Origin of the sequence: Cohaesibacter celericrescens (assembly GCF_002866925.1) — a bacterium.
GTDB classification, from domain to species: Bacteria; Pseudomonadota; Alphaproteobacteria; order Rhizobiales; family Cohaesibacteraceae; genus Cohaesibacter; species Cohaesibacter celericrescens.
Genome location: NZ_PKUQ01000050.1, coordinates 92,429 through 114,501, shown reverse-complemented (window position 1 = coordinate 114,501; position 22,073 = coordinate 92,429). Strand labels below are relative to the sequence as shown.

At 51.8% G+C, this 22,073-nt stretch carries 15 protein-coding genes and 1 other RNA gene; 8 read left to right on the top strand and 8 right to left on the bottom strand.

Going from position 1 to position 22,073, the window contains the following annotated elements; genetic code table 11:
* Positions 1-123 precede the first annotated feature (123 nt).
* The 4 genes from lpxC (at position 124) to ligA (ending at position 6,188) form a co-directional block, all read left to right on the top strand.
* Positions 124-1,089, top strand: coding sequence for a UDP-3-O-acyl-N-acetylglucosamine deacetylase (gene lpxC, locus C0081_RS19570; RefSeq protein ID WP_101532344.1), 966 nt, complete (start codon positions 124-126; stop codon positions 1,087-1,089).
* Positions 1,090-1,376: 287 nt separating this feature from the next.
* Positions 1,377-2,195: an outer membrane protein assembly factor BamD gene (locus tag C0081_RS19565; RefSeq protein WP_101532028.1), complete on the top strand. Its 819-nt coding sequence runs from the start codon at positions 1,377-1,379 to the stop codon at positions 2,193-2,195.
* A gap of 189 nt (positions 2,196-2,384) precedes the next feature.
* Positions 2,385-4,064: a DNA repair protein RecN gene (recN, locus tag C0081_RS19560; protein ID WP_101532027.1), complete on the top strand. Its 1,680-nt coding sequence runs from the start codon at positions 2,385-2,387 to the stop codon at positions 4,062-4,064.
* A 3-nt stretch (positions 4,065-4,067) separates the two neighbouring features.
* Complete coding sequence (ligA, locus tag C0081_RS19555; RefSeq protein WP_245417826.1) at positions 4,068-6,188, top strand: NAD-dependent DNA ligase LigA; 2,121 nt, start codon at positions 4,068-4,070, stop codon at positions 6,186-6,188.
* A gap of 26 nt (positions 6,189-6,214) precedes the next feature.
* Here ligA and C0081_RS19550 read toward each other — a convergent pair whose 3' ends face one another.
* Complete coding sequence (locus tag C0081_RS19550) at positions 6,215-8,035, bottom strand: aminopeptidase P family protein (RefSeq protein ID WP_101532026.1); 1,821 nt, start codon at positions 8,033-8,035, stop codon at positions 6,215-6,217.
* A gap of 345 nt (positions 8,036-8,380) precedes the next feature.
* Between C0081_RS19550 and C0081_RS23730 the strand changes: the two genes are divergently transcribed.
* Positions 8,381-8,515 carry a hypothetical protein gene (locus C0081_RS23730; protein ID WP_280952853.1) on the top strand — a complete coding sequence of 45 codons (135 nt, stop codon included), beginning with the start codon at positions 8,381-8,383 and terminating at the stop codon, positions 8,513-8,515.
* Positions 8,516-8,790: 275 nt separating this feature from the next.
* Positions 8,791-8,958, top strand: coding sequence for a hypothetical protein (locus C0081_RS23285; protein WP_180966703.1), 168 nt, complete (start codon positions 8,791-8,793; stop codon positions 8,956-8,958).
* A gap of 150 nt (positions 8,959-9,108) precedes the next feature.
* Here the strand turns inward: C0081_RS23285 and C0081_RS19545 are convergent, their stop codons facing one another.
* From C0081_RS19545 to C0081_RS19535, 3 genes are all read right to left on the bottom strand, one after another.
* Complete coding sequence (locus tag C0081_RS19545) at positions 9,109-9,978, bottom strand: 50S ribosomal protein L11 methyltransferase (protein ID WP_101532025.1); 870 nt, start codon at positions 9,976-9,978, stop codon at positions 9,109-9,111.
* A gap of 178 nt (positions 9,979-10,156) precedes the next feature.
* A complete protein-coding gene (locus C0081_RS19540) occupies positions 10,157-12,496 on the bottom strand; it encodes an ATP-dependent helicase (protein ID WP_245417840.1) in 2,340 nt (779 codons plus the stop codon).
* A gap of 182 nt (positions 12,497-12,678) precedes the next feature.
* Complete coding sequence (locus C0081_RS19535) at positions 12,679-14,307, bottom strand: chloride channel protein (RefSeq protein WP_101532023.1); 1,629 nt, start codon at positions 14,305-14,307, stop codon at positions 12,679-12,681.
* A gap of 227 nt (positions 14,308-14,534) precedes the next feature.
* Here C0081_RS19535 and C0081_RS19530 point away from each other — a divergent pair, with 227 nt between their 5' ends.
* Positions 14,535-15,950, top strand: coding sequence for an FAD-binding oxidoreductase (locus C0081_RS19530; protein ID WP_101532022.1), 1,416 nt, complete (start codon positions 14,535-14,537; stop codon positions 15,948-15,950).
* Between the two features lie 208 nt (positions 15,951-16,158).
* Positions 16,159-20,400, top strand: coding sequence for an AsmA family protein (locus C0081_RS19525; RefSeq protein WP_101532021.1), 4,242 nt, complete (start codon positions 16,159-16,161; stop codon positions 20,398-20,400).
* Here the strand turns inward: C0081_RS19525 and C0081_RS19520 are convergent.
* From C0081_RS19520 to ssrA, 4 genes are all read right to left on the bottom strand, one after another.
* Positions 20,384-20,632 carry a ribbon-helix-helix domain-containing protein gene (locus tag C0081_RS19520; protein WP_101532020.1) on the bottom strand — a complete coding sequence of 83 codons (249 nt, stop codon included), beginning with the start codon at positions 20,630-20,632 and terminating at the stop codon, positions 20,384-20,386. The genes C0081_RS19525 and C0081_RS19520 overlap by 17 nt on opposite strands.
* 12 nt (positions 20,633-20,644) lie before the next feature.
* A complete protein-coding gene (locus C0081_RS19515; protein WP_101532019.1) occupies positions 20,645-20,845 on the bottom strand; it encodes a DUF4169 family protein in 201 nt (66 codons plus the stop codon).
* A gap of 44 nt (positions 20,846-20,889) precedes the next feature.
* A complete protein-coding gene (locus C0081_RS19510) occupies positions 20,890-21,465 on the bottom strand; it encodes an SspB family protein (protein ID WP_101532018.1) in 576 nt (191 codons plus the stop codon).
* A gap of 129 nt (positions 21,466-21,594) precedes the next feature.
* Positions 21,595-21,965, bottom strand: a transfer-messenger RNA (tmRNA) gene (gene ssrA, locus C0081_RS19505).
* Between the last annotated feature and the right edge of the window lie 108 nt (positions 21,966-22,073).

Below are 22,073 nucleotides of genomic sequence, written 5' to 3'. Positions count from 1 at the left end.
ACGTTATGTTCGGCTCAAGAAAAGCATAAAGCGTATCATGCGTATCGTTGGCGAAAGAGATTCCACATCTGGATGTGGGCGGCCGACACTGAAAAAACGATAGATACGATTAGGGGCATAAATATGGCAAATTTGCTAAACGCTAAACAGACCACTTTGCGCGAACGTGTGGTGGTGTCGGGTATTGGTGTGCATAGCGGTAAGCCCGTCGAGATGATCTTGCATCCGGCAGACCCCAATACCGGCATTAACTTCCTGCGTGTTGATCGTGAAAATGGCACCGAATTGGAGATCAAAGGATCTTTTTCTTCGGTCATTGATACCCAGCTTTGCACGATTATCGGGCATCCTCAAAAAGGGATGATTGCCACCATCGAGCATTTGATGGCGGCATTGGTTGGCTACGGTGTCGACAATGTTCTGGTTGAAGTTGATGCGGATGAAGTGCCTGTTATGGATGGCAGCTCTCGTGCTTATATCGATGCAATCGATCAGGTTGGCTTGACAGAATTGTCAGCACCGCGCCGCTATATCCGTGTGTTGAAGCCTGTGCGTGTTCAGAATGGTGAGTCCGTCGGCGAATTGATGCCTTATGATGGAACACGGTTTGATGTCACCATCGACTTTGATTGCGATTCCATCGGTGTTCAGACTTTCGACTCTGAAATGACACCAGAGGTGTTCAAACGTGATGTTAGCTTGGCTCGCACGTTTGGGTTTATGTCCGATGTTGAGCGCCTTTGGGCCGCAGGGTATGCGCTTGGGTCTTCCTTGGAAAATTCGGTTGTCATTGGCGATGATCAGAAAATCGTCAATCCTGATGGATTGCGTTATAGCGATGAGTTTGTGCGTCACAAAACACTGGATGCCGTTGGAGATCTTGCATTGGCTGGTGCTCAGCTTCTGGCGCATTTCCGTTCATTCAAAGGTGGCCACAAATTGAATTTCAATATGCTGGAAGCTCTTTTTGCAGATGACAGCAATTGGGAGTGGGTGGAAGCTGCTGCCAGCAAACGGAATTCCATGCGTGTTGGCGTGTCCCATACCAGCCCTGCTATTCAGGCAGCGATGGGCCCTGAAACCAACTAAGCTTGCATTTGTTTTGATAAATTTGGGGTGGCGCAAGTCACCCTTTTTGTTTTAACACTCTATTGGCGGCAAAAATCTTGGGATTGTGGGTGCGATTGTCTTAGATTGTGCGTATAAGTGACTTTGCTGTGAAGATATAGCGAGCAACTTGGCGGTAAGACACATTTTTTCCTAAATTGTGATGACACTGTTGGAAAATTCTACTGCTTTCTTGTAAAGACAAGATAGACGTGGCCTGCGCGGCCGGGCGGATGGATCTGCTTCCTGATTGAAGGGTATGAGTAACGATGGGTTTTCTTTCTGCAAAACGCGGCCGGTTTGGGCTCGCTCTGGTGTTGGCTACCGGCTTGGCGGCTTGCTCCAGCACCGACCCTTCCGAGTTGGCTTTTGAAGAGATTCCAGCCGAGAAGCTCTATGCAGAAGGCCTTGTGGCTATGGAAACCGGCGATGCAAAAGAAGCCAAGAAGAAATTCGAGGAGCTTGATCGCCAGCATCCCTATTCCAACTATGCTCGCAAATCCATGATGCTGACCGCCTATACGCATTATAAAAGCGGTCAATATACAGAGTGTATCTCGGCAGCAAAGCGATTCATTGCACTATATCCCGGTGATGACGATGCGCCATACGCCTATTATTTGATTGGGCAGTCCTACTTCAAACAGATTCCTGATGTTACACGCGATCAAGAATCGTCAGAGCGTGCGATGCAGGCGATGAACGAGTTGATCCAGCGCTACCCCGATTCTGAATATTCCGATGACGCCCGCCGCAAAATCCGTATTACAATGGATCAATTGGCAGGTAAGGAAATGCAGATTGGTCGTTACTATCTCGAGCGCAAAGAGTATATTGCGGCGGTCAACCGGTTCAAAGTGGTGGTAACTGACTTCCAGATGACACGTCAGGTGGAAGAAGGCTTGATGCGTTTGGCTGAGTCCTATCTCGCCATGGGCATTACCCATGAAGCACAAACCGCAGTCGCTGTTTTGGGCCATAACTTCCCGCAGAGCAAATGGTACAAGATTGCCTATGGCATGCTGAATAAGGATGGTTTGGCCCCCAAGGTCAATCGCGGCTCTTGGATGGCACGCCTGTTTCGCTGATAGGCAGTCAAGTTTGCCCCGCACGATAGAAATGTCTCGTCGCATAGAATTGTCTTGTGGGAATGATCTTGTTTTGTTCACGTTTTTGCGCATTGCCTGATTGCTTTTAGATGGCGAATTGTCATAGCATGGCTCGAAATCCGAGTCAGTGAACTGACCAGTTAAGCTCGTCTGATCCAAGAGGAAACCATGCTCGCCTCGCTTTCCATCCGTGACATTGTGTTGATTGATCGCCTGGATCTGGAATTCGGCGATGGCATGACTGTGCTGACCGGCGAAACCGGTGCGGGCAAGTCTATTTTGCTGGATTCTCTGTCGCTTGCACTCGGCGGGCGGGGAGATGGTGGGTTGGTGCGTGCTGGCCAAAAACAGGGCCAGATTGTCGCCAGCTTTGACCTTACGCCCAGCCACCCCGTTTTTTCCCTTTTGGAAGAGCAGGGACTGTCCAGTGGCAGTGATCTTATTTTGCGCCGTGTGCAAAATGGTGATGGCCGCACGCGAGCCTATGTCAATGATCAACCCGTCAGTGCCGGTATGCTGCGCCAGATTGGCGACGGTCTTGTCGAGATTCATGGGCAGCATGATGATCGTGCTTTGGTGGACGTTTCTGTGCATCGCAGTTTGCTGGATGCTTTTGGTGGATTGCAGGGCCAAGTTGCCAAGGTGGGTAAGCTATTCAAGGATTGGCGCAAGGCTGAAAAAGATCTGGCGCATCTGGAACACTCGATTGAAGAAGCACGCAAGGAAGCCGACTATCTCAATGCGTCGGTCGATGAGCTCTCCGCATTTGGCCCCGTTGAGGGGGAAGAAGATGAACTTGCCGCTAAACGCACTGTGATGATGCAATCGGAAAAGATTGCTGGCGATCTGAATGAGGCTTTTGAGGTGCTGGATGGCAATGCGTCGCCCATCCCAACCTTGTCTGGAATGATGCGGCGACTTGAGCGCAAAACCGAACAAATGCCGGGTTTGCTCGATGAAACTTTGCAGCATTTGAATGTTGCGTTGAATGCCTTGGAAGAAGCTCGTGGCAGCCTTGAAGAAGCTCAACGGCAAACGGATTTTGATCCGCGTGAATTGGAACAGACCGAAGAACGGCTTTTTGGTCTGCGGGCGTTGGCTCGAAAACACAAGCTAACCGGCGATGCCTTGGTTGGTTTGTTGGCAAAAATGCGCGAAGAACTCGATACGCTTGATCATGGCGAAGAGCGTTTGGTTGCGCTGCGTCAGGCCGCTGTCAGCACCAAAGCCCTTTATGATAAAGCGGCTGTCGATCTGAGTAAAAAACGCAAGAAAGTAGCCGATGCACTTATTAAAGAAGTGATGGCAGAACTGCCGTCCCTGAAGCTGGAGGCCGCTCGCTTCTTGGTCAATATGACCAGTGATGGTGAGGCGCGCAGTGAAGACGGCATTGATCAGCTTGAGTTTTGGGTTCAAACTAACCCGGGTACCAAAGCCGGGCCGATGATGAAAGTCGCATCCGGTGGGGAGTTGTCTCGCTTCCTATTGGCACTGAAGGTTGCTATGGCCGATAAAGGCTCTGCGCCGACGCTTGTTTTCGACGAGATTGACACCGGCGTTGGTGGTGCGGTGGCCGATGCTATTGGGCGCCGATTGGCGCGCCTTGCTGGCAATGTGCAGGTGTTGTCAGTCACCCACGCGCCACAGGTTGCTTCTCGTGCTGACGCACACATGCGGATTGCGAAAACTGCTGTTAAGGGCGAAAATAGGGTTGCCACGGGGGTCTCTGTTATTGATGGCGATCACCGAGAAGAAGAGATTGCGCGAATGTTGGCGGGCGATGTTGTTTCCGACGAGGCACGGGCGGCTGCTCGCCGTTTGATGTCTGATGAAAAAGCGAGGGCATAAGGCGTGGATCGGCAAACTTTGCGGGACTTGGCCGTTGATCAATTGAACGGTACGCAAGCCGAGCAAGAATTGGCCCATCTGGCTGAAGATATAGCCGAAGCTGATAAACTCTATCACGGTGAAGATACGCCTCTTCTGACCGATAGCCAGTATGATGCCCTGCGTAGACGAAATCGGGCTCTGGAGTTGCGGTTTCCTAATCTGCGGCGTGCAGACAGCCCTACTTTACGCGTTGGTTCTGCGCCTTCCGAAAAATTTTCAAAGATCACACATGCGGTGCCTATGCTATCCTTGGACAATGCGTTCAATGATGAAGATGTTGCTGAATTTGTCATGCGGGTGCGCCGGTTTCTGGGGCTTGCCAGCAGTGAGCCTGTTGCTATCACCGCCGAGCCCAAGATCGATGGCTTGTCTGCATCCTTGCGCTATGAAGATGGCGCGCTGGTGTATGGTGTCACACGCGGCGATGGGGCCGTTGGGGAAGACATCACTGCCAATGTCAAAGCCATCGCTTCTATCCCGCAGCAGCTGCATGGTTCCGAAATCCCCAGTGTGGTTGAAGTGCGTGGCGAGGTCTTTTTCCCCCGCTCGGAGTTTGCGGCGCTCAATGCCCGACAAGAAGAAAAGGGTGGCAAGACATTTGCCAATCCGCGCAATGCAGCGGCGGGCTCCTTGCGCCAGTTGGATGCGGAAATTACTCGATCTCGAAATCTCGCGTTTTTTGCCTATGCTTGGGGTGAGGTCAGTGAAGAATTGGCTCCGACACAATATGAAGCTGTACAGCGTTTTGATGCTTGGGGATTTATGGTCAATCCGCAAATGCGCTGTCACACCACTGTCGAGGCATTGCTGGCACATTACCGCGCGATTGAGGCACAACGCTCGTCGCTGGATTATGATATTGACGGGGTGGTCTATAAGGTTGACCGGCTGGATTATCAGCGCAGGCTGGGCTTTGTATCGCGTGCACCACGGTGGGCCATAGCACATAAATTTCCAGCTGAACGGGCCACCACAAAGCTGCTGGATATTGAAATTCAAGTGGGCCGCACCGGCGCACTCACTCCCGTTGCCAAGCTTGAGCCTGTCACTGTGGGCGGTGTTGTGGTGTCGAACGCGACGCTGCATAATGAAGGTGAAATTGAGCGCAAAGGCGTGCTCATCGGTGATGTGGTCACGGTGCAGCGGGCTGGAGATGTGATCCCTCAGGTTATCGGGCCTGTGCTGGAATTGCGCCCCGAGGGCTTGAAGCCTTTTGATTTTCCGACGAAATGTCCTGTTTGTGGGTCTCATGCCGTGCGGGAAAAAAAGGAAAACGGTGAGTTGGACGCCATCCGTCGCTGTACAGGCGGGCTTATTTGCGCGGCGCAGGCTGTAGAGCAGCTGAAACATTTTGTCTCGCGCAACGCTTTGGATATAGACGGATTGGGTGAACGGCAGGTCACTGCTTTCTATGAAGAAGGCATGATCCACAATGCCGCAGATATTTTCCGATTACGAGAGATTGATGCGGGCAAGAATCGTGGCGAACGTCTTCGAGATCGTGAAGGTTGGGGCCCAACATCGGCACGCAATCTGTTTGATGCGATTGACGCACGGCGGTCGGTTGCTTTGCACCGATTTATATTTGGGCTGGGGATCCGCCATGTGGGTGAGACCACGGCCAAATTGCTGGCGCGGCAGTATGATACCTTTACCGCGCTGCGTCAGGCTATGATCAAGGCAGGGGACGCGGACAGCGATGCCTGGCAGGATCTGTTGGGGATCGACGGGATCGGGGCTATTGTGGCTCGTTCGGTTGTTGAATTTTTCAACGAACCCCACAATGAAGAGGTGCTCGATGCTTTGTTGGCTGCGGTCACCCCTCAAGAAGCCGAAGCTGTACAGACGGATAGTTCTGTTTCGGGAAAAACCATTGTCTTTACGGGCAGCCTTGAGCGCTTGAGCCGATCGGAAGCCAAGAATCAAGCCGAGAGCCTCGGGGCCAAGGTATCTGGATCAGTGTCAAAGAAAACCGATATATTGGTTGCCGGACCGGGGGCTGGGTCCAAGCTGAAAAAGGCGCAAGAACTGGACATCATCATCTATACCGAGGATGAATGGATCGACCTGATTTCTGGTTAGCCGATCCATTTCGTTTGCTGGGTATTTTATGATTTGTGCAATGGCTTGGTTGCTTCAGCCAGCCATGCACGGGTTTTTTCATCCAGATCACCTGACAATTCTGCAAAGACCCTTTCGTGATAGTCGTTGAACCAATCCAGCTCGGACTGCGTCAACAGGCGCGCATCGACGAGTCGGTGATCAATTGGGCACAAAGTCAGGGTTTCAAAGGCATGCATGGCGTCTTCGCCGTCTTTGATTGTTTCTGGCTCTGTGACCGCAAGCAGATTTTCGATCCTGATTCCCCACGCTCCGGTTTTGTAATAGCCGGGCTCATTGGACAGGATGTTGCCGGTTTCCAGAGGCACCGCGCCTGCTTTTGAAATGCGTTGGGGGCCTTCATGCACACACAGATATGACCCCACGCCATGCCCTGTGCCATGGGCATAATCAAGTCCGGCTTGCCACAAAGGCATCCGCGCCAGAGTGTCCAGCTGCGCGCCGTTGGCCCCTTTGGGGAAACGCGCCATAGAAACGGCAATCATGCCTTTGAGAACCCGCGTAAAGCGGTCTTTCATTTCTGTATCGGGTGTACCGATGGCTATCGTGCGTGTGATGTCGGTGGTGCCGTCTGGATACTGGCCTCCTGAATCAACGAGGAAGAGCGAGTTTTGATCAAACTTTCGGTTGCTCGCTTCACTGACGCGGTAATGCACAATCGCGCCATTGGGGCCGGCGCCGGATATTGTCTCAAACGAGATGTCTTTTAAGCAACCAGACGCAGACCTGAAGTGTTCGAGCGCCGAAGCTGCCGCGATTTCATCCAGGCTGTCTGTCGGTGCCATTGTATCAAGCCACGCAAGGAAATTACACATGGCGATGCCATCACGGAGGTGCGCGGTTCGCATTCCTGCCAGCTCAGCCTTATTCTTGGCAGATTTTGGTTTGAGGCAGAGATCCTGGCCAATAACAACTTCAGCACCTGTGGCTTCGATGATGGTTCTGACGGCGAATGGCACCAACTGATCATCCAGCATCCAGTTTTTAACCGAGGCCGCAAGATTGCTGATGATTGTCGGTAAGTTGTCCAGCGGTTCAATTGTGATGCTGTCAGGCAAATGCGCTCGTGTTTCAGCGGTCAGTTTGGATGGATCAATCAGGAGAATGGCTTTGGAGGCCGCCGTAACGATTGCAAAGGCCAGGGGAAGCGGTGCCCTTGGTACATCACTGCCGCGAATGTTGAGCAACCAAGCAATGCTATCACCTTGGGTGATGAATGTTGCATCGGCTTTGCCTTGCAGTTGTTTTGAAATTTTGTTCAGTTTTTCTTCTGCGGTTTGACCAGCCAAACTCATCGGGTGGGGCACAATAGGTGCTTTCGGGCGCTCTGGCTGATTGGTCCAGATCGCGTCAATTGGGTTGGTTTCACAAGCCTTGAGCTCGGCTCCTGCCTTTTCGCAGACATCTTGCAAACGCGCCACGTCTCTGGATCCATGCAGCCACGGATCAAAACCGATCACGTCGCCAGATGACAGATTGGCCTCTAGCCATTTGGAGACCGAGCTTTGAGGAACAGAGATCGGGGTCAATAGCTCTGTGTCGACTTGATCCCGCACTTGCAGGGTGTAGCGCCCGTCGATGAAGACTGCGGCCTTGGTTTTGAGAATGACAGACGTGCCAGCGGATCCGGTGAAGCCCGTCAACCAGCTTAAGCGCTCAGCATAGGGGGCCAGATTCTCACCACCATATTCATCGGCTCTAGGCACAATGAAGCCCGATAGGCCCTGTTCTTGTAATTCCTCCCGCAATAGAGGGAGCCGAACGCGGCCTTGCTCTGGGCAAGCTTGATCGCTAAATTCTTGGAACATGGACGAAATCCTCTGGGATTCATAATGACATTTATTGATTTCTAATGGAAATAGGAGTGGATTGGCAAAGGTTTTTGCAACCACCGACACATCGATGGGGCGCTTATCTACATAGGGCTAAAGTGGCAAATTTGGTCCGGTCTCGCAACCGAATGCAGGTGTTCTAACCTGATATATATCACCTAGGTCTTAACCCGTATTTGCGTTTAACGCGGAGCTCATATTTTCGATATGCAATATTCGCATGGCAGTCTTGAGCAATTGGCTCTTTTTCAAATCACCGCAATGCACCATATTGTTGATGTAAGTCAAGCATGACTGACAGAAACCAAAAGGAAAAACATTATGAACTTCTTTAACCGCGCTTTCGATCGTTACATCCAGTCCCGTGAAGAACAGGCAGAGCGTTTTGTAAGTACTTACATGGCTGACCACGGTATCGACACCATGCTCGAAATTTCTACAGATTCAAAAGATTAATGACTTGGGGTGCTTTTAACGGCTCCAGCTGCTGAAGGGAGCAGGATGGAAGCCGATCAAAGCGCCGGACGGAAGGAATACCGTTCAACAAATTAGTTCCAAGGAAACAAGCGGGTTACGACCCGCTTTTTTCGTATCTGGTCTTCATATTTGATAGGCATGCATTTTTTGAATGGCTGATTTGAAGAAACGTATATTTAATCATGGGTTAATTTCGACCTATACTAAAGTCATAGAGTCCGGATGTCGGGGTCTGATGATAAAAGGATGATGAAATGTCTATCGTTAGCCGTACACTTGGAAAAATATTTGCTGCACGTGAAGAAGAAGCGCGCCGTCACCTACAAATCTATCTACGCACTGCCGACCGCGATTTGCTGGAAGCAAACGGCTTTGATGCAGATGAGTTGAAACTTGGTGACCCTAAATATCTTCCGTTCTGATAAAGATACGCATCTCAGGCCGATTGGGTGATTTGTATCGGCTTGAACAGCTGTTTCCTAAGTTTCTCATTTTCTAAATGGTCTTGGGGCATAGTCTGGAAATTACTAAAAAGAAAAGCGGGCCTTTGGTCCGCTTTCTTTTTTGGTGCTTTACCCGAGCACCAAAACCAGCCATCCATCTTGGGTGATGGAACGGATGAGCCGCATACCTTGTGTGCGATAGGCAGCAATCACTCTTGCGCGTTGATGAGGAAGCAGACCAGACAGAATGATGCGGCCACCAACGCTGGTGTGAGCGGCAAGTTCTGGAGCCATTTGGCATAGAGGACCGGCCAGAATATTGGCAACGATCAGGTCAAATGGGCCTTTTTCCTTAAAAATTGAATGTGAGAAGCCCGTAGCTACCGCTGTTTTCACAAGGGGATGTACCCCATTGATACGGATATTTTCATTTGTTGTTTCAATGGAAATAGGGTCGATATCCGTGGCAATCACTTCTTGCTTTAGCAATTTTGCCAATGCGATAGCCAAAACGCCTGACCCCGTGCCAAGATCGAGTATCCGGCAAGGGCTATAGCTGCGCAGCTCTTCGCTGATGATCTTCAGACAACCGGCTGTGGTGCCGTGATGTCCCGTGCCAAAGGCTTGGCCTGCATTGATCTGAATTGGTATCCGGCCTTTGGTGTTCAGGCCCTTGTCGTGGGAACCATGAACCACAAAGCGCCCGGCCTCAACGGGGGAGAGCCCTTCAAGCGATTTGCTAACCCAATCTTCGTCTTCTAGTTCTTTGATTTTGAGCGGTATTTGCATGGAAAGAGCAGATAATTCAGCCAGTGCAATCTTGTAGGTGTCGGTGACACCCTCTTCGGCAGGATAAAGTGACAAAGCCCAAAGGCCGTTGTCTTCATCAATCTCGAAATTGGAGACTGCAAAGCCGTCTTCTTCAAACACGTTTTCTAGATGTTTGGCGGCGGTTTGAATTTCTTCCAAGTTGCCTTCGGCATAAAGATATTGGGGCATGGCTTTGTCTCACAATCCAAGCCTTTTCTGTTTTACGAAATCAGACAAGGCCGAAATATTGGGTGGGTGCGTAGATTCATGGCCAATTTTTTAGTGGTCATGGCAACGCTTTGGCTTTTGTCAGTCGATAAACCGTCTGGGCTGCAAAGGCAAGCAGGTGCCTTGGTGTGTTTGGTTTTTAGTGCTTTTCTACAAACGAATCGACAACGCGTTTTTGACCTGTTTGGAACTGGATGGTCAGTTTGTTGCCTTCAACAGATTTGACCTCACCATAACCGAATTTGATGTGAAAGACCCGTTCGCCGACTGCATATTTGGCGGGGCCATCTGAAACGCTTTTGGCAACAAGTTCGCCCTCGATCAGGTGAGAGGTGTGGCTGCCATGTGAGGACCCACTTTTTGATCGGTTGGCTTTGTTGGCTTGTGCGCGTTTCCAGCCCGGGGTGTCGTAAGAGCTTTCAAACGGGTCGGATTTATCAAACCGGCTTTTGCCATAGATAGAGCCGCCAACACCGGATGCGCCATAGCCGCCATAGGTGGATTGGGTTTCTTCGATTTCGACATGTTTGTTGGGCAATTCATCCAGAAAGCGCGAGGGAATGGAGTTTTGCCATTTGCCATGAATGAGGCGGTTCTGGGCGACATAAATCTTGGCGCGTTTTTTAGCGCGGGTGATTCCGACATAGGCCAACCGGCGTTCTTCTTCCAGACCCTTGTTGCCGGTTTCATCCAACGCGCGCTGATGGGGAAAGAGACCTTCTTCCCAACCGGGCAAGAAGACGGAGTCAAACTCAAGACCTTTGGCGGAATGAAGGGTCATGATAGAAACTGCTTCGTTGGTCTCGCCGGAATCCCGATCCATGACAAGAGCGATATGTTCCAAAAAGCTGGGCAGAGACTCATATTCTGCAATGGACCGAACAAGCTCTTTCAGATTTTCCAGTTTGCCGGGCGCGTCAGGCGATTTTTCCTTCTGCCACATTTCGGTGTAGCCGGACTCGTCTAGAATGACTTCAGCCAATTCAGAATGTTTCATGGTCGACAGCATCGTGCGCCAATGGTTGAATTGACCAAGCAACCCCTTCAATGAACTGCGTGCACGCGGTTTGAGGTCTTCGGTGCCAACCAGCTCGGCTGCCGCTTCCATCAACGGGATTTCTTGATGCCGCGCCAAAGCGTGAATTTGGCGCACGGTTGCATCACCCAAACCGCGACGCGGTGTGTTGACAATCCGTCCAAAGGCAAGGTCGTCAGCTGACTGCACAACAGCACGGAAATAGGCAAGAGCATCGCGGATCTCGGCGCGCTCATAAAAGCGCGGGCCGCCGATGACGCGATAATTGAGGCCCATGGTGACAAAACGGTCCTCAAACGACCGCATTTGGAAAGACGCACGCACCAGAATGGCGATCTCATTGAGATTGTGGCCATCGCGCTGTTGCGCTTCGATTTGATCACCGATGGTGCGGGCTTCTTCTTCTGAATCCCAGATGGATGTGACTGTAACCTTTTCGGCCTCATCGTCTTCAATCTGATGATGCAGGGTTTTACCCAGGCGGCCTTGGTTGAAGGTGATCAAATGAGACGCCGCGGCCAAAATATGTTCGGTCGAGCGATAGTTGCGCTCTAGGCGGATGACCTTTGCGCCGGGGAAATCTGCTTCAAAGCGCAGGATATTGTCGACTTCGGCGCCGCGCCAGCCATAGATGGATTGGTCATCGTCGCCAACACAGCATATATTGTGGTTGGATTGGGCGAGGAGGCGCAGCCAGAGATATTGCGCTACGTTGGTGTCTTGATACTCGTCCACCAGAATATAGCGGAATTTGTTATGGTAGCTTGAGAGAACATCGGGGTGTTCGCGGAAAAGACGCAGACATTCGAGCAAAAGATCACCAAAGTCGCAGGCATTGAGAATCTTGAGTCGCGCTTGATAGGCGGTGTAAAGGATGAGGCCGCTGCCTTGCGCGAATAAAAAGGCTTCGTCTTGTGGCACTTGCTCCGGCGAAAGGCCGCGGTTTTTCCAGCCATCAATGAACCCGGCAAGCTGGCGCGCAGGCCAGCGTTTTTCATCAAGGCCTTGTGCCTGAATGAGTTGTTTCATCAAGCGGATTTGGTCGTCACTATCGAGAATGGTGAAATTGGACTTGAGGCCAACCAGTTCGGCGTGACGGCGGAGAATTTTAACGCCGATGGAGTGGAAGGTGCCCAGCCATTGCATGCCTTCAACCGACCCACCGATCAGCCGACCAATGCGGTCTTTCATCTCACGCGATGCTTTGTTGGTGAAGGTCACCGACAGAATTTGCCAAGGTGCTGCGCGGCGTGTGGCCAGTATATGACCGATGCGTGTCGTTAGAACCCGTGTTTTTCCTGTGCCTGCACCAGCCAGAACCAACAGGGGACCATCAAGGCTTTCAACGGCTTCTTTTTGTTCCGGATTGAGGCCTTCAAGATAAGGCGTCGGGTGCATGCGTGCTAGTTTGGCCCGAATCCCTTCCTGATCGTCCTCCTGCATTTCATGAGACGGAGGTGCAGAGTTGTTGGCAAAAAGGTCTGGCATGGAGACAATCTGGTCCAAATTAACGGTTCAAGAGGGATGCATTCGGTTCTAATGGTGGCGGGGCCTTGCCGAATCCAGCATTAGAACATTATAGCAACAAATGTGGTTTGTCAGGCGCAAAATATGCCAAACTGTCATCAGCGGTGCTCTTCGACATTGGTGCTGATGAGCTTGTCGTTGAAATAGCGTAACGCTTGGACCTGTTGAGCCCAACCGATGATCCGGCCTTTGTCTTCAGGATCGAGAACCGCGATATCCTCTCCTCCTACAGCGTCAAAGGCTTTGAGAGCCTTTTCCAATGTGTCCATGAGGCGAATGGTTGGTGCGCCTTGAGGCAAAAGCTGTTGCTCTTCTTTGGCATTTTCTGGCAGGGGTTTATAGAATTGGGCGACCTTGACTTCTTTGACAAGAAATTTGTGCGCACCTTCTTGCAGGAAGATGCCGCGCATTTCCAGTTGCCAATGGAAATAGGAGCGGCCATGCAGTGCCAAAGTGATGCCTGTGGCGATGGAGACTGTGAGCAGCAGGGCGATAGACAAGGCATAGCCGCCGGTTAGCTCAAATACAATCATAGTGGTGGATACGGGCGCGCCCAAGACCGCTGCGGCAACCGCGCCCATGCCCAAAATGGCATAGAGGCCGTGGCTTGAAGCCATATCGGGGAAAACTTGTGCAGCGATCAGTCCAAAGGTGCCGCCCGTCATGGCACCGACATAGAGAGAAGGAGAGAAAATCCCGCCGCCAAAACGCGACGCTAGTGTGATCGCGGTGGCTGCCGTTTTGGCAATGATCAGACCAAACAGCATCGCCAGTGGCAATTGTTGGTGCAGGGCTTTGTCGGTTGCTTCATAGCCGACTCCGAGTATTTCGGGATAATAGAGAGCTATGCAACCAATCAGAAAGCCGCCTATCACTGGGCGCAAGGGCAGGGGCATTTTGACGTGTCGAGCGACCCAGTCTGTGCCCATCAAGGTGAACTGGAACAGAACTGCGACAAATGCGCATGTCAGGCCAAGCAGCGCAAAGGCAGGCATTTCCCAGTAGGATGTGATTTGATAGGCGGGAATATCAAAGGCTGCGATGTCGCCAAAGTAAAGGCGTGAGAGCATAGTGCCCATGGCAGAGGCGAGCACAATGGGCACAAATGCCGTCAGGGCATAGTGGCCGAGAATGACTTCATGGGCAAACAAGACCCCTGCGATGGGGGCGTTAAAGGAAGCCGAAACAGCACTGGCGACGCCACAGGCCAGAAGCGTTTTTTTGGACGCCGGTGTGAGAGAAAAAGCCTCGCAAAGCATTTTGGCAAGGCTGGCTCCCAAATGCACAATGGGCCCCTCACGGCCAGCACTGGCACCAGCTCCCAGTGAAATGATGGTCACCGCTGCGCTGTCTAGCCCTTGCCAGAAGCGAAGCCCCTTGCCGCCATGGGCACGGGCCTCGATAACATCGGCCACGGCTTCTGCTCGTTTGATCGGGTGGACATATTCCAGAAACAAACCAACAACCAGTCCACCGATTGTGGGGGCAAGGATAACCACCCATGCAGGTGTGTTTTGCACCGCTGTCAGAATACTTTCGCTATTGGTTCCAAGCCAGAGCCACTGCACCGCACCAATGCCGAGACGAAAGACAATTGCCGCACATGAAACCAACATGCCAATGACAATCGCAAGAAACCACAATTTGGGTTGTTGTGTGGAAAGATAGACACGCCAGTTGGGTTCAATCCAGCTTTTTGACAGTTGCAACGGGTTTAACCAACGCATAAGTCTTGTCTCAGTCCTTCTTGCTGCTGCAACAATTGAATCAGATGGCTCAGTCTGGCGATGGGGGCAGTATAGGCAATGTTGGATAAATCCCAAGCCCTCTTTCAAGGGGATCGTTGAAAATTGCATTGCAGATTTGCTATGCGGCAGTGCGGTAAGCGGTTTTGTTTTCGAAATAATTTTGCTAGGTTCGGTTTTATGCAAGGGCTAAAGAAGAAAGATAAATAATGGTGACCGAACCTCATTTCAGCCGGGTTAGAGATGATGCTGCAACCGCTGCTGTGTGTGATCTGCTTAAGCAGCGTTTTGACGACCGCTTTACGACGGGTGCGTCCTTTAGAGAACAGCATGGCCATACGACCACAAATTTGAAAAATCAGATGCCGGATGGGGTGGTTTTTGTCAAAAACACCCAAGAGGTTTCTGACGTTGTGACGCTGTGCAACGAGCATGACGTGCCAGTGATTGCGTTTGGTACGGGGTCTTCGCTTGAAGGCCATCTCAACGCTCCGTTTGGCGGCATTTCTATTGACTTGTCCCAGATGAATGCGGTGGTTGAAGTGCATCCCGAGGATCTCAATTGTACGGTTGAAGCGGGGGTGACGCGCAAGCAATTGAATGATTATTTGCGCGATACAGGTTTGTTTTTCCCTATTGATCCCGGTGCCGATGCTTCGTTCGGGGGGATGGCTGCGACACGTGCTTCGGGCACCAATGCGGTGCGTTATGGCACCATGAAAGACAATGTGGTTTCGCTGAAGGCTGTTATGCCTGACGGTAAAATCATCACAACGGCGAGCCGTGCCAAAAAAAGCTCTGCTGGTTACGATTTGACCCGTCTGTTGGTTGGATCCGAAGGCACGTTGGGCATTATTACCGAAGTGACGCTGAAGCTGTCGGGCATACCGCAAGCCATTGCTGGCGGAATGTGTGGATTTCCTGATTTGGAAAGTGCTTGCAACGCCACGATCATGACCATTCAGTGCGGGATTCCCATTGCGCGGATTGAATTGCTTGATGTGATGCAAATACGGGCGTGTAATCTCTATTCCAAACTGGATCTGGTCGAGCGACCAACCTTGCTGGTGGAATTCCACGGTACAGAAACGGGTGTGGCGGAACAGATCGAATTATTCGGCGAGATCGTTGCCGATTGCGGCGGATCCGATTTTCAATCCGCGTCTCGTGCTGAAGACCGAACCAAGTTGTGGACGGCGCGCCATGATGCCTATTGGGCATCGCATGAGTTGCGGCCAGGTGCCAAGGGCATTTCGACAGATGCTTGTGTGCCGATTTCCCGACTCGCTGAATGTGTGACGCAAACGCAGCAGGATTTGGAAGACAATGGATTTGTCGCCACAACGGTCGGTCATGTCGGGGATGGCAATTTCCATGTGTTGTTGTTGCTTGACCCCGAAAGTCCCGCTGAGCAAGAAAAAGCAGATGCCTTTTTGTCGCGCCTGGCCCATCGCGCCATTTCAATGGGCGGGACCTGTACAGGTGAACATGGTGTCGGTCAGGGCAAAATGAAGTATATGTTGGAAGAGTTTGGGCCTGCGTTGGCCTATATGGTGGCTATCAAAAAGGCCATTGATCCAAAGAACATCATGAATCCGGGGAAAATGCTACCAAATCTGGGGTAAGGACAACTCCTGATTTGCGGTCAACGGGTTCATTTTGCTAGCGTTTGTTGTGGCTTGATATGGCGTTATGTGTTTGATGCCGTTATGCGAAAGATAAATCCGCGCTGGTCGGATTTTGATGTATGTCCGTTGGCTTGTTGGTTGCTGGTCATGGCCTTAAGGAGACAAGGTTCTGAATAGTCTGTATTTCACCATTGGTGGTACGCTTTTGCTGGCGTTGATCGTGGCGCTGGTTGGGCCGCTTTTTGTCGACTGGACTTCTTATCGCGCAGCATTTGAGCGAGAAGCGACGGTTGTCTTGGGTCAGCCGGTTCGTGTTTTGGGGGCGGCGGATATGCAAATCCTGCCGTTGCCGCACTTGCATTTTGAAAGTGTGCATGTCGGGCCAGACAATGAAGCGCCCATTCTGGTGGTTGATACGTTTGATATGCGCATCGAATTGCTGCCGCTGTTGCAGGGCAAAATTGAAGTGGTCGACATGACATTGCGTTCGCCCATATTGCGGATGCAGCTGGATGAACAAGGGCAATTTGCATGGCGGCAGGACAAGGGCAAGCTTTGGGATATCGATCTGGAGAAAATCAAGCTCAATGATGTGCGCGTTGAAAACGGGCGGATTGCCTTTGACGATAAAAGCACCGGCCGTTCAAAGAACATCACGTCGCTGAATGCGACATTGCAAGCCCGAAGCCTGATCGGACCTTACAAAATCGAGACCTCCTTCCAAATGGATGGAGAACCATATTCCCTGATGCTTTCGACTGGTTCTGCCAGCGAATCCGGCCTTCATCTCAAGAGCTTGTTAACGCCGGTCAACCTGCCCGTCACGCTTGCCATGGATGGCAATGTGAAAGAACAGGAAGATGGTCGTTATCATTATGTCGGCACGACCAGACTAACCAATCAAATCGATGGATTGGAGGAACAGTCTGTTCCTTGGCTGCTCAACGGCGAAAGCGATTTGACCGCATCCTCCTTGGTTCTGCCCAAGTTTGAATTTTCCCACGGTCCTGTTGATCAGGCCTATCGCCTCAATGGGGCGGGGACCATTGATTTTGGCGTCAATCCGCGCTTTGACGTTGTCGTTTCCTCTCGCCAGCTTGATTTGGATCGAGCACTAGGGGAGGGCCCCAATGCGCCAATTGATTTGAAACATGGCATCAGTGTGCTTGCGGATGGTTTGACTAAAATGCCTATTCCACCGATGCCGGGGCGTGTCGGTTTTGATGTGCCCGGTGTCATTCTGGGTGGTGGTATTATTCGCAATCTGCAACTGGACGCCAGTTTGGTGGACAATGGTTGGCAGATTGAAACATTGGAAGCTGATTTGCCGGGGCAAACCCGGTTTGCAATGGCGGGGCTGTTTTCACAGCGCATGGACAGCGTCAATTCCCAGCATGTATTTGAGGGAGAGGCGCGCGTTCGGTCCGATCAACCCTCGGCTTTTGCCAAATGGTGGCTTAAGGATGTGCCCCCAGGCGGGCGCCTTGAACCTTTTGATTTGAGTGGTCAAGTGGTGGTCAAGTCTGATCAGATTTCGATTGCGTCATTGGATCTGGATATAAATGGCGATCGCGCCAGAGGGCAGATAGATTGGTATTTGGGCGATGGCACCGCCGAGAAATCAGGTGCGTTGACCATGCAATTGAAGGCAGATCAGGTCAATCTTGATGTGGTGCAGGGGATCGGGTCTTTGCTATTGGCCAACTCCAGTGGCAAGGCCGCGCCGTTGAGCGATATTAGCCTCGATATTGAAACAGACCGTTTGCTGGCAGGGGACTTTCAAGGCAAAAAAATGGCTGCCAAACTCCGTCTTGCCAATGGTGACATTCGTATTGACCAACTCGTTGTCGACGATTTCGCTGGTGCGTATCTTTCCACGTCAGGCAATTTGCAGAATTTGACAGGAACACCGCGCGGCCGTCTCGAAGGGCAAGTGCGCGCTGATGATCTGAATGGTCTCGCTGATCTTGTTGCACGCTTCCTGCCCGAGCAACCCGTTGCTGACTGGTTTGCCAAAGCGCAAGGGGCTTTGTCTCCTGCAGATGTTACTTTTTCGATCGATGGCGGCACTCAAGGCAGCGGGATTGAAGGAAAGCTCTCTGGCTTATTAGGCGGTGGCGATGTGTCTTTTGGCGGCCATTTGGACGGGTCCTTTGCCAATTGGGCCGATCATGATTTGGCGCTGGATTTGCAAGTGAACAATCCCGATGGCGAAAAGCTGCTTGGCCTTGTCGGGCTGGGGAGCAATGCTATTGCCTTGCCTGCACTTGCTTCTCGGGTTGTTGTTAAAGGGGTGCTTGCAGAAGGCGCGTCATTGGCCCTGTCTCTGCAACCTGAGCAAGGGTCGCTCACGTATGACGGCACGGTGCGTTATAGCGCCAAGGAGGGTGTCGGCACCAAAGGCAAGCTTGCTTTGGACATTGATGATTTGGCTCCCTATTTAATGGCGTCGGGTATCTCGCTAAGCAATCCCGGTCTCGCCTTGCCAGCTAAGCTGATGGCGGATTTGGATCATGCCGATGCCGTGAGCAAGATCAACAACCTTGAAGGTCAGTGGGATGGACAGCCGGTTGTGGGGCAACTGACCTATGAGACAACCATCACAGACAGGCTTTTGAAAGGCCAGTTGGAACTGGGTGATCTGGACGGGATATGGCTTGGTGAAAGTGTGGTTGGTGCGGGCCGCCTTACATCGCTGGATCGCAGTTGGCCCGATACCGCTTTTCTTGCGCCATTGGCAGATGCCGATGCCCATCCGGTCAAGATTGTGCTCGGGGTCAAAGCCCGCAGTTTGGAACTTGCCGCGCCCTATATTTTCCAACAACCAAAGTTTGACCTGATTTGGCGCGATAATGAAGTTGTCGTCAGCAATTTTGACGCCCTTTTGGAAGGGGGCGCAGCTATAGGTGGCTTGCAGCTTGAAAATGTAAATGGGGAAGCTGTTCTGAAGTCGCATCTGCGTGTCACCGATATGGCATTGGCACCCTTTGTTTGGGAACGCGATGGTCGCGCTGTTGCCAATGGGCAGATGGATGTCAATTTTAATGTCGAGACACAGGGGCGGTCTTTGGCGGGGCTTGTATCGGGATTGTCTGGCAATGGCACATTCACGCTTACAGACGGGGTGTTGAATTACATCAATCCGCAGGCTTTTGAGCTGGTGGTGCGGGCCGTAGATAAAGGCTTGGAGCTGAAAAACGATGATATAGCCAAGGCATTCACGGCGCATATGGATGCAGGTTCAACGCGGGTATCCAATCTTGCGGGTGCCTTTCGCATTGCGGGGGGGGCCCTGCGTGCAAACAACATTCAGGCCGATGCGGACATACTGCAATCCCGTGGCAATCTGATGATTGATTTATCGGCTCAGACGATCAATGGCGATTGGTCCATCAAGGTTGAGCCCAATGAGGAGGATGCCGTGACAGGTGCCCAGCCTGAAGTTGGTTTGGTCTTCTCTGGGGATCTTGATGCGCCAAGTCGTGTTGTCGATGTTGCGCCCTTTACCGGCTATCTCAGCATTCGGGCCTTTGAACGCGAGGTTGATCGCGTCGAGCGGTTGCAAGCGGATATTTTGGAAAAAGAACGAATGCGCCGCCTATTGCGTCTGTATCGTGAGCAGGCAAAACACCGTCAAGAGGCTGCTTTGGCCGCTGAACAAGCGGTTGAAACTGCGAAACAAGAAGCACTCCGTCTCGAAGCACAACGCAAGGCCGAGGCCGCTGCCAAGCGGAAACAATTGCAAGAGTTGTTGGCAAAGCAAAAAGCTGAACAAGCCCGCATAGCGGAAGCGGCACAAAAGGCGGCTCTTGAAAAAGCGCGTCTGGATGAAGAAGCGGCCCGCAAAGCTGACGCCGCACGTCAAGCTGACGCTGAACGCAAGGCCGCCGAAGAAAGGGCCCGACGCGAAGCCCAAGCAGCGCTGCGCGCAGAGAATGAACGAAAAGCCGAATTGGAATTCAAAGCCGCTCAAGCGCGCAAAATTGCGATAGAAAAGGCTCGTTTGGCAACCGAAGCGCAACGTAAGGCTGACCAAGAGGCAGTCCGCGTGGAGGCTGCGCGCGCTGAAGCTGAACGATTGGCTGCCGAGGCGCAAAGAGCCGAGCGGGATGCTCAGCGCATTCAGCAACAATCACAATCGGATGATGGCAATGGGCGGGTGCAAAATGGCATCGAAATCCGGCCGCTTCAAGAGCTTAAGCCCGATGCTGATGGTGCAACTCTTTTGGGCATTGATGGGCTTTTGGGCGATGCGGCTCAAGACCCTATCCTGATACAACCGCGGGTGTTGCCTGAAGCTCTGTTTACGTTGCCACAGATTAGAACCGTTCGCCCAACGCAGCAGGAGACAACGAGCCCAGAACAGAACCGCGTTGATCCTTCGGTTCATAATGATTTGATTGAAGAATTGCTCAATTCTCCCGACAGGATCATTCAGTTGGATTAGTGGGTTCTGTCAGATCCGTGTTGTCAGGGATCTGAGCCTTGTAATGATCGAGTACGGAAATGCGAATGGCTGATGAGAGGTTGTTTGCACCGCGATCACGGTCGATTTGGCGGATGATGTCAGCCAGTGATTTATTGCGGCTGGCCGCCAGCGATTTCAGTCCGGTCCAGAACTCGTCTTCCAAAGAAATGGATGTGCGATGGCCTGCGATAGTGACTGAGTGCTTTTTCATGAGGGTGCCAGATTAGCTGCCGTCGCTGTCTGCGGGGGCTGTCGTCAGTTTGTGACCGTCCAAATGCCGATTGAGTTTATCGGATTCTGAGTTTTGTTTGGCCTTCTCCGCCTTGGTGCGGCCAAATTTGGCACGATTGGACTCGGCTCGTTGTTCTTTTTCAACGCGAGCCTTGCTTTTGCGTGCTTGGCGGAGATTGATAATGCTGGCCATTGCTTCTAACAGGTGCCTTTGGCGGGATGATCCCTGAAAAATGTCTATTTCTTGCGAAAAGCATCCAATGACACCACTTCAGCGCCATCTGACTTATCATCCTCTTCTTTTGAGGTCGATGTGTCTGATGCGGTCTGGGCTTCTTCGGCAGATTCTGCTGTTGTGCCTTCGTCCCGCTCCGACGTGGGCGCCATTACGGTGATGATTGCCTCGGATCCTTCATCTGTTTCAAGATCAAGGCTCTCCAACTCATCTTCGACGTCTGTTTCAACTTCGAACTGCAATGAAAAATGGACGCTGGGATCAATGAATGTGATGATTGCGGAATAAGGGATATAAAGTTTTTCCGGGATGCCATCAAAGGAGAGGCCGATTTCAATGGCCTGCTCGTGGGCTGTCATGTCCCAAAACTGATGCTGCAATACGATGGTCATGTCTTCTGGGTATTTTGCCAAAAGCCGCGGCGAAATGCGTACGCCAGTTCCATGGGTGTTAAAGGTGATATAAAAGTGGTGTTCGCCGGGAAGGCCGGTGCGTGACACTTCGGTCAAAACCGTTTTCACCACACCTCGCAAAGCGTCTTGTGCAAGGATATCATAGCGGATCAGGTCTTCACTCATGGGGCCTCCGAATTCTGGAAGATTTGCCGTTCTATTGTCAGTGGCTGCTGCTCAAAGTCAAGCGAGGCAGGCGCTCAATACCTATTCCAGCGGCAGATATCAACCATTGTCAAAGGATTGTCGAAATTAAGTGAAGGCTTCTGTTGCCAGGTGCCTCCGAACCCCGCCTAACCGAGCAAACCGGTTAGGGCTTAAGTGGCTTGTCGCACTGCTTAAGCAGCAGCGAGACGTGAGCCTGCATAGTTGTCATTTGCAACTAAAATATAGCCCGATAACGGCGGTACAATGCCGAGCAAAAACACGATCTTTACACCCTCGTCGATCCTATTTCGCCCCCAGCAAAAACACCGCTTTCTGACGTTGCATTCGCAACGGTGCTTGTGGTGGAGGCGCCGGGTACCGCCCCCGGGTCCGATAGGCTTATTACAAAGGCCATTTATTGCCATAGTCACCGAAGTGACAAATTGAATATAGGGACTAGTCGGTGGGATTAAAAGAGGGAATGATAGCGAAGGCACGGAATTATGCCGCGCTGTGAATGGATTGCAGAATCAGCTATCAGAACACAAAATATGGCATGACGGTTGGGGCATAGACGCAAGGATATC